Below are 7562 nucleotides of genomic sequence, written 5' to 3'. Positions count from 1 at the left end.
TGCGGCACCTTGCGCACCACCGTCGGCATCATGCCCATGCGGCGCAGGTTGGAGCGCACGGCATTGGCGGAGACGGCGTTCATTTCGCCTTTTTTCTTTTCGTTGCCGCCAGGCGTGGTCGCCTCCCAGGTGAAATCGTAGGTCTTCGCCTCGCGGATTGCGGATTTCTTGCCTTTGCCCAAGACTGACGCCATGCGTTCACCTGATCCCGTTCACCAATTACACCCGTATATAGATCAATCTCACTAATTTGCAATGGGTGCGGCAGTGCGGATCGACGGGCCTATGGCGAGCTATTTTTAAGAGACCGGTCTCTGCCAGAGTTTGTCCCAGCTTTGCTGGGCGGCGAGGCCGAGACGTTGGGGGAGTGTCTTTTGGCGCTGGTAATGGAGGGCGAGCACTTTGCCCTTTTGTGCCGCTTCCAGGATGATTTCGTCGCTGGTGGCGAGTTGATCCACCAATCCCAGTTGCAAGGCTTTGCTGCCTAGCCAGGCTTCGCCGGTGGCGACCTGTTCTAAATCCAGTTGCGGGCGGTACTGCTGCACAAATTCGCGGAACAGGGCATGGGTTTCTTCCAGTTCTTCGCGTAGCTTGGCCCGGCCGCTTTCGGTATTTTCTCCGAAGAGGGTGACCGTGCGCTTGAATTTGCCGGCGGTGAACTGTTCCCAGTCGATGTTGCGGTCTTGCAGCCAGCGGTGGAAATTGGGGATCTGCGCGACCACGCCAATGGAGCCGATGAGGGCGAAGGGGCTGGCGACGATACGATCGGCAGCGACGGCCATCATGTAGCCGCCGCTCGCGGCGACGGTGTCGATCAGTGCCGTGACCTGGATTTTGGCGGCGCGCAGGCGCAGTAGCTGGGCGGAGGCGAGGCCGTAGGTGTTGACCATGCCGCCGCCGCTTTCCAGGCGCAGCAGGACGGTGTCGCCGGGTTTGGCGGCCTGAATAATGGCGGAGATTTCTTCACGCAGGGCGCTGACGGCCGAGGCGCGGATGTCGCCCTTAAAATCGAGCAGATAAGCACAGCTTTCGGTAATAAGCGCTTTAGCCTTGTCTTTGTGGTCTTTTTTGAGGGTCTTTTGATGGACTTTCAGGGCTTTTTTGTCCAGCCGGTATTGCTGGACGTTTTCGCTGGATTGCTCTAGTTGTTTGCGCAGGTCGCTGACCTGCACCTGCCCTGATGTGGGGCTTTTGCGTTTGTTCATGGCCATCGCGGTGACGCCGCCCGCGACGATAAGCAAGGCGACCACGATAGTGACGGTGTCGGCGAGGAAAAGCAGGTAGTGACTGAAGAAGGTTTCCATGGCGCAAAGATAGGCGGAAAGGCGATAGCTGTAAAGATTTCGGATATGGTTGATGGCTGGCGCGTGCAGGCTTATCATTTTGCTTCTTGCCGAGGTGTTGCTTTTCATGATCCATGTGAAGTTTTTTGCCAGCGTGCGCGAGCGTATCGGGGTGGGGGAAATATTCTTGGCGGTGCCGGAGGGTGGCGTAACGGTGGCGGAGGTGTTGGCGCTGGCGGAAGGGGAGGCCGGGGTGCCTCTGCAAGACGCGCATCTGCTGGCAGCGGTGAATTTGCAGCATGTGTCTTTTGCTGGTGTGGTACAGGATGGCGATGAGGTAGCATTTTTCCCGCCAGTAACAGGTGGTTAGTTGTGATCATTAAAGTACAGCAGGAAGATTTTGAGCCCATGGCGGAGATGGCGGCTTATCCAGTGGATGCCATTGCCGGGGCCGGTGGCTCGGTCACTTTTATCGGGACGGTACGCGATTATAGCGAGGCGGCGGATATCCTCGCCATGGAGATCGAGCATTATCCGGGGATGACGGAGCGCGAACTGGAACGCATCAGTGCCGAGGCCGCCCGACATTACGATATTATCGATAGTCTGATTATTCATCGCTACGGCCATCTGGCACCCCAGGACAACATTGTGATGGTGGCGGTCTGGTCGCGGCACCGGGCGGCGGCCTTTGATGCCTGTCGTTTTTTGATGGATGTCCTGAAAACCAGTGCGCCTTTCTGGAAAAAAGAGGTCACCCCTGCGGGCGTGCGCTGGGTGACCGATTGCCCCGGCTGCCGTGCCGGAAGCCGCGAGGGGCACACCCATGCTCCCTATTCCCATACACACAGTTGAAGTGAGATTCTATGCCAAGTTTTGATGTGGTGTCTGAAGTGGATATGCAGGAAGTGGATAATGCCCTGCATACAACGGTTAAGGAAATAAATACCCGCTATGACTTTAAGGGCAGCAAGGCGTCGATGGAGCGCAAGGAGAAGGAGATCATCCTGGTCGCTGAGGATGAATACAAGCTGGGACAGATGATTGATTTGCTCTCGATGCGCATGGTGAAGCGCGGGGTGGATTTGAAGGCTCTGGATGTGGGCAAGGCGGCGTCCGCAGCGGGCGGGATGGAGCGGCAGGTGCTGGGCCTGAAAGTCGGGCTGGAGACAGAAGTGTCCAAGCGCATGATCAAGTTCCTGAAAGACGGTAAGTTCAAGGCGCAGGGCAGTATTCAGGGAGAGCAGTTGCGGGTGTCGGGCAAAAGCCGGGATGAGTTACAGGCGGCTATTGCCGCGCTGCGGGGGCACGATTTTGGTCTGCCAATACAATTCAACAACTTCCGGGACTAAGCGTTAGTATGCACAGGGATAACATGCGTAAAACAAAGCGGGCGGCACGCGTTGCAGAGATGCCGAGCGTGGCGGCGGCCACTTTATGAGCACGAATTCAGCACGGCGCACGGCGCTCTATGATTGGCATGTCGCGCATGGCGCGCGCATGGTGGATTTCGCGGGGTGGGAGATGCCTCTGAATTACGGCTCGCAGTTGGCGGAGCATGAGGCGGTGCGGCAAGCGGCGGGGCTTTTTGATGTCTCGCACATGCGGCCTCTGGACCTGAGTGGGCCGGATGTGCGGGAACTGCTGCGCTATGCCTTGGCCAACGATGTGGCGAAGCTGGATGCGGTGCCGGGTAAGGCGCTGTATAGCACGATGCTGCAAGGCAATGGCGGGATCATTGACGATCTGATTGTTTATCACCGTGGAAACGGCAGGTATCGGATTGTGCTGAATGCAGGAGGGGCAGAGGTGGATACGGCGCATCTGCAGGCCCTGGTGGATGCCAGGGGCTGGCGGGTGGCCCTAGGCAAGCGGCCGGATCTGGGGATTCTCGCGGTACAGGGTCCCACCGCGCGAGCACTGGCGGCAACGGTGTTGGGGATGCCCGCATTGGTGGAGTTGCCGGTCTTTCATGCGCTGGAGCAGGGCGATTTTTTTGTTGGACGTACTGGCTACACCGGTGAAGACGGTGTCGAAATTATCGCTGCGAATACTTTGTTGCCGGGCTTGGCGGATCGCCTGATCACTGCCGGGGCGCGACCGGCGGGATTGGCGGCACGGGATAGTTTGCGTCTGGAGGCGGGGCTGGATCTTTACGGTCAGGATATGACGACGGCGGTTTCGCCTTATGCGAGTAATTTGGCCTGGACGGTGGATTTGCGGGCCGCAGAGCGGAATTTTCTGGGGCGGGCGGCGCTGGCGGCACAGTCGGCCACGGGGGGGGGTGCCAAGCTCATCGGTCTGGCGATGCGCGAGGGCATTCCCCGTCATGGTTATGTGGTGGAAGATGCGGCGGGGCAGCCTTGTGGGGTGGTCACCAGCGGTATTTTCTCGCCCAGCCTGCAGTGCGGCATCGCGCTGGCCCGTGTCGATGCCGCATTGGAGCCGGGGGCCGTATGCGCCGTTGTGGTGCGCGGCGTACGGCGTCCGGCGCTGGTGGTAAAGCCGCCTTTCTGGCGGAAAGGCGTGGCGACTTTTTCTTTTCCTGAGGAGTATGCGGCATGAGCAAGATTCCGGAGACGTTGCGTTACAGCGACACCCATGAGTGGGTTGAAGACCTGGGGGGCGGACGCTACCGGGTGGGGATTACCGATCATGCCCAGGAATTGCTGGGGGATCTGGTGTATGTGGAGGTGCCTGAGGTCGGCAAGGCGATTCGTGGTGGCGAAGTCTGCGGCGTGCTGGAATCGGTCAAGGCGGCGGCGGATTTGTATGCGCCCGTCAATGGCACGGTGCTGGAGCGTAATGATGGGCTGGGGGATAACCCGCAGTGGCTCAATGAAGACCCCTATGGCCAGGGCTGGATGATGGTGGTCGAGGCCGACGCCGTAGCCTGTGCCGGACTCTTGGATGCGGTAGCTTATGGTAAATTAGCGGAGTCTTAAGTAAATGCCCTATATTCCCCACGATGGGTTGGAGACGGCGGCCATGTTGGCCGCCGTCGGCGTTGAGCGCCTCGACCAGCTTTTTGATGAAATCCCGCCCACTTTGCTAGTGCATGACATGGTCTTGCCCGAAGGGCTGTCGGAGATGGCCCTGCACCGCGAACTGGAAGGGCGGGCCATGAGCAATGCCCCGTTGCGCTGCTTTGCGGGGGGTGGGGCTTATGCCCACCACATCCCAGCCATCGTCTGGGAAATTGCCGGGCGCGGCGAGTTCTATTCCGCCTATACGCCGTATCAGCCGGAAGCCAGCCAGGGCACGCTGCAGGTTGTTTATGAATACCAGAGTTTCATCACGCGGCTGACCGGGTTGGAGGTGAGCAATGCCTCGCTCTACGACGGGGCTTCGGGGCTGGCGGAGGCCTGCCTGATGGCGCTGCGTATTCAGGGTGGCGACAAATCCATTCTGGTGCCGGAGAACCTGTTGCCGGGTTGGCGGCGAGTTTTGGACAGTGTGCTCGGCCTGCAACAGATCCGTTTGGTGACGGTGCCTTATGACCGGGCCACTGGCACCCTGGTATTGCCTGCGGAGGCGGGGGACGGGGCGGCGCTGATCATTCCCCAAAGCAGCGCCCTGGGCCTGCTGGAGCCCGTGGATGCGCTGACCGACTGGGCCCATGGCCATGGCCTGCTGGCTATTGCCGTGGTCAATCCACTGGCTTTGGCCCTGCTGAAGGCGCCGGGGGATTGGGGCACACAGGGCGCGGATATAGCGGTGGGTGAGGGGCAACCGCTGGGAATTCCCTTGACTGGCGGTGGGCCGTACTTTGGTTTTCTCGCCTGCCGCAAGGTCCATGTGCGGCAGTTACCGGGACGACTGGTCGCCAAAACCGTGGACGGGCAGGGCCGTGAGGGTTTTTGTCTGACCTTGCAGGCGCGGGAGCAGCATATCCGCCGTGGTAAGGCGACAAGCAATATCTGCACCAATCAGGGCCTGATGGTGACGGCGGCGACCATCCACATGGCGACGCTGGGCGGGCACGGGTTGCAGCAGACGGCGGTGCTCTGCCATGAACGGGCTGCTTTGTTGCGGGAACTGCTGACGGCGGTGCCGGGGGTGAGCCTGCCTTATGGCGGACCTTTCTTCCATGAGTTTGTGCTGCGTCTGCCACAGGCTGCCGTGGCGGTGCGGGATGCATTGCTGGGCCATGGTCTGCTGGCGGGACTTCCGCTGGCAGACTGGGGGATGGGGGAGGCGGGCGATCTGCTGGTGTGCACTACGGAGCTGCTGGAAGAGGTCGATCTGCTGGCGTATCGCGATGCCCTGACAGCTGTGCTGGAGACCTTATGAGCACTTCCATTTTCGATCATGATCACCATTTTCCGGGGGTGGAGTTGCCCTCCGATATTCCGGCGGAGCTACTGCGGAAGGCACCCCTGAATCTACCCAACCCGGCCGAACTGGAGGTGCTGCGCCACTACACCCGCCTGTCGCAGCAGAATTTTTCCATCGACACCCAGTTTTACCCGCTGGGCTCCTGCACCATGAAATATAATCCGCGGATTGCCCATACCATGGCCTCGCTGCCGGGCTTCGCGCGCCTGCATCCGGATACCCCGGCACCAGCCATGCAAGGGCTGCTGCAGGTGCTTTGGGAGTTGCAGGAATGGCTGGCGGCGGTGACCGGCATGGCGGCGGTGAGTCTGACCCCGGCGGCGGGCGCCCAGGGCGAGTTGGCGGGTGTCGCCATGATCCGCGCCTACCATGCGGCGCGCGGTGACCATGGACGGCGGAAGATGCTGATTCCTACGGCGGCGCATGGCACCAATCCGGCCAGTGCCCAGATGGCGGGGTTTGCGGTGGTGGAAATTCCCAATCTGGTTGATGGGGATCTGGATATGGCTTTTTTGGATCAGCATCTGGGACCGGATGTAGCAGGAATCATGCTGACCAATCCCTCCACTCTGGGGGTGTTTGAGCGCCGGATAGCGGATATTGCCGCCCGCGTTCATGGGGCGGGGGGGCTGCTCTATTATGATGGCGCCAATCTGAACGCCATTCTCGGGCGGGTGCAGCCTGGTCAGATGGGCTTTGATGTGATGCATCTGAATCTGCACAAGACTTTTGCGACGCCCCATGGCGGCGGCGGGCCGGGTGCCGGTGCTGTAGCGGTGCAGGAACGCCTGCGTCCTTTCTTGCCTCTGCCCACGGTTGGGCGCGAAGGCGGGGGCGCGCTGCGCTGGGTGACCGAGCAGGAGTTGCCCCGGAGTATCGGCCGGTTCAGTGCCCATGGCGGCAATATCGGCGTGTTGCTGCGCGCCCATGCCTATCTCCGTCGTCTGGGTCGGGTGGGGGTAAGCCGGGTATCGGCTTATGCCGCGCTCAATGCCAACTACCTGCTCAAGGAGTTGCAGAGGGTGGGCTATCAGGCGGCTTTCCCGGAGCGGCGTGCCAGCCACGAGTTCATCCTGAGCGTCAGCGATCTGCAGAAAGCGACGGGCATCCGGGCGCTGGATGTGGCCAAGCGCCTGCTGGATTTCGGGATTCACGCGCCGACCATTTACTTTCCGCAACTGGTGCCCGAGTGCTTGCTGATCGAGCCGACGGAGACGGAAAGCAAGGCGACCCTGGACCGCTTTGTGGCGGTCATGGCGCAGATTCGTCAGGAGGCACTGGAGCAGCCGGAACTCTTGCGTGAAGCGCCCCACCATCTGCCGGTGGGGCGCCTGGATGAAGCGCTGGCGGCGCGCCGCCTGGATGTGGCGGCGGCACAATGACGGCATCTCCGGCGGGTCTGCTGGATGCGCTCGGTGAGGTGTTGCTCGATAAAGAGCGGGCGCTGCGCCTGATTCTGTCCGGCTTTCTGGCCGGTGGGCATGTGCTGGTGGAAGATGTGCCGGGGGTAGGTAAAACGACCTTATCACTGGGATTGGCGCGTCTGCTGGGTCTGGATTTCGCACGGGTGCAGATGACCGCCGATCTGCTGCCGGGGGATATTCTCGGGAGCAGCCTCTTCGATCCGCGCGAACAACGCTTCGTCTTTCATCGCGGGCCTATTTTCCACGCAGTGGTACTGATGGATGAAATCAATCGGGCCTCGCCGCGCAGTCAGTCGGCCCTGCTGGAAGCCATGGCAGAAGGGCAGGTATCGGCGGATGGACAGAGCTTTCCGCTGCCCAAGCCCTTTTTTGTGGTCGCCACCCAGAATCCACAGGAACATGCCGGGGTCTTTCCGCTGCCGGAGAGCCAACTGGATCGTTTCACACTGCGTTTGTCACTGGGCTATCCGAGCCACGAGGCGGAGCGGCGCTTGCTGGCGGGGGAAAACCGGCGGCC

At 60.9% G+C, this 7562-nt stretch carries 9 protein-coding genes and 1 pseudogene; 8 read left to right on the top strand and 2 right to left on the bottom strand.

Annotation, left to right across the window (positions count from 1 at the left end; all coding sequences use genetic code 11):
• Window positions 1-194 (bottom strand): annotated as a pseudogene (locus tag M7F93_RS10580) (type II secretion system F family protein); the annotation flags it as partial.
• A gap of 105 nt (window positions 195-299) precedes the next feature.
• Window positions 300-1382: a protease SohB gene (gene sohB, locus M7F93_RS10575; RefSeq protein ID WP_298173121.1), complete on the bottom strand. Its 1083-nt coding sequence runs from the start codon at window positions 1380-1382 to the stop codon at window positions 300-302.
• A gap of 28 nt (window positions 1383-1410) precedes the next feature.
• On the opposite strand from sohB, the gene M7F93_RS10570 reads away from it, so the two are divergent.
• From M7F93_RS10570 to M7F93_RS10535, 8 genes are all read left to right on the top strand, one after another.
• Window positions 1411-1653: a MoaD/ThiS family protein gene (locus tag M7F93_RS10570; RefSeq protein WP_298173118.1), complete on the top strand. Its 243-nt coding sequence runs from the start codon at window positions 1411-1413 to the stop codon at window positions 1651-1653.
• A gap of 2 nt (window positions 1654-1655) precedes the next feature.
• Window positions 1656-2138 carry a molybdenum cofactor biosynthesis protein MoaE gene (locus M7F93_RS10565; RefSeq protein ID WP_298173115.1) on the top strand — a complete coding sequence of 161 codons (483 nt, stop codon included), beginning with the start codon at window positions 1656-1658 and terminating at the stop codon, window positions 2136-2138.
• An 11-nt stretch (window positions 2139-2149) separates the two neighbouring features.
• Window positions 2150-2635 (top strand): YajQ family cyclic di-GMP-binding protein, encoded by a 486-nt coding sequence (locus M7F93_RS10560; protein ID WP_298173113.1) that lies wholly within the window; start codon window positions 2150-2152, stop codon window positions 2633-2635.
• Window positions 2636-2720: 85 nt separating this feature from the next.
• Entirely contained in the window at window positions 2721-3848 is a 1128-nt protein-coding gene (gene gcvT / locus M7F93_RS10555) for a glycine cleavage system aminomethyltransferase GcvT (protein ID WP_298173110.1), read from the top strand.
• Complete coding sequence (gcvH, locus tag M7F93_RS10550; RefSeq protein WP_298173108.1) at window positions 3845-4228, top strand: glycine cleavage system protein GcvH; 384 nt, start codon at window positions 3845-3847, stop codon at window positions 4226-4228. Before gcvT ends, gcvH begins: the two co-directional genes overlap by 4 nt.
• 4 nt (window positions 4229-4232) lie before the next feature.
• Entirely contained in the window at window positions 4233-5576 is a 1344-nt protein-coding gene (gene gcvPA / locus M7F93_RS10545) for an aminomethyl-transferring glycine dehydrogenase subunit GcvPA (protein ID WP_298173105.1), read from the top strand.
• Window positions 5573-7003: an aminomethyl-transferring glycine dehydrogenase subunit GcvPB gene (gene gcvPB / locus M7F93_RS10540; RefSeq protein ID WP_298173102.1), complete on the top strand. Its 1431-nt coding sequence runs from the start codon at window positions 5573-5575 to the stop codon at window positions 7001-7003. The genes gcvPA and gcvPB overlap by 4 nt, the downstream gene beginning before the upstream one ends.
• A partial coding sequence (locus M7F93_RS10535; RefSeq protein ID WP_298173099.1) for an AAA family ATPase occupies window positions 7000-7562 on the top strand: 563 nt, incomplete at its 3' end. The genes gcvPB and M7F93_RS10535, both read left to right, overlap by 4 nt.

It is taken from the genome of Acidithiobacillus sp. (assembly GCF_027322205.1).
Classification (GTDB): Bacteria; Pseudomonadota; Gammaproteobacteria; order Acidithiobacillales; family Acidithiobacillaceae; genus Acidithiobacillus.
The sequence above is the reverse complement of the archived record's forward strand: the minus strand, read 5'-3'. Positions and strand labels throughout refer to the sequence as shown.

What these genes read in the sequence shown, in the direction of transcription:
- sohB (WP_298173121.1), bottom strand. Translation starts at nt 1,382, where the DNA reads ATGATAAGCCTGCACGCGCCAGCCATCAACCATATCCGAAATCTTTAC.
- M7F93_RS10570 (WP_298173118.1), top strand. Translation starts at nt 1,411, where the DNA reads ATGATCCATGTGAAGTTTTTTGCCAGCGTGCGCGAGCGTATCGGGGTG.
- M7F93_RS10560 (WP_298173113.1), top strand. Translation starts at nt 2,150, where the DNA reads ATGCCAAGTTTTGATGTGGTGTCTGAAGTGGATATGCAGGAAGTGGAT.
- gcvT (WP_298173110.1), top strand. Translation starts at nt 2,721, where the DNA reads ATGAGCACGAATTCAGCACGGCGCACGGCGCTCTATGATTGGCATGTC.
- gcvH (WP_298173108.1), top strand. Translation starts at nt 3,845, where the DNA reads ATGAGCAAGATTCCGGAGACGTTGCGTTACAGCGACACCCATGAGTGG.
- gcvPA (WP_298173105.1), top strand. Translation starts at nt 4,233, where the DNA reads ATGCCCTATATTCCCCACGATGGGTTGGAGACGGCGGCCATGTTGGCC.
- gcvPB (WP_298173102.1), top strand. Translation starts at nt 5,573, where the DNA reads ATGAGCACTTCCATTTTCGATCATGATCACCATTTTCCGGGGGTGGAG.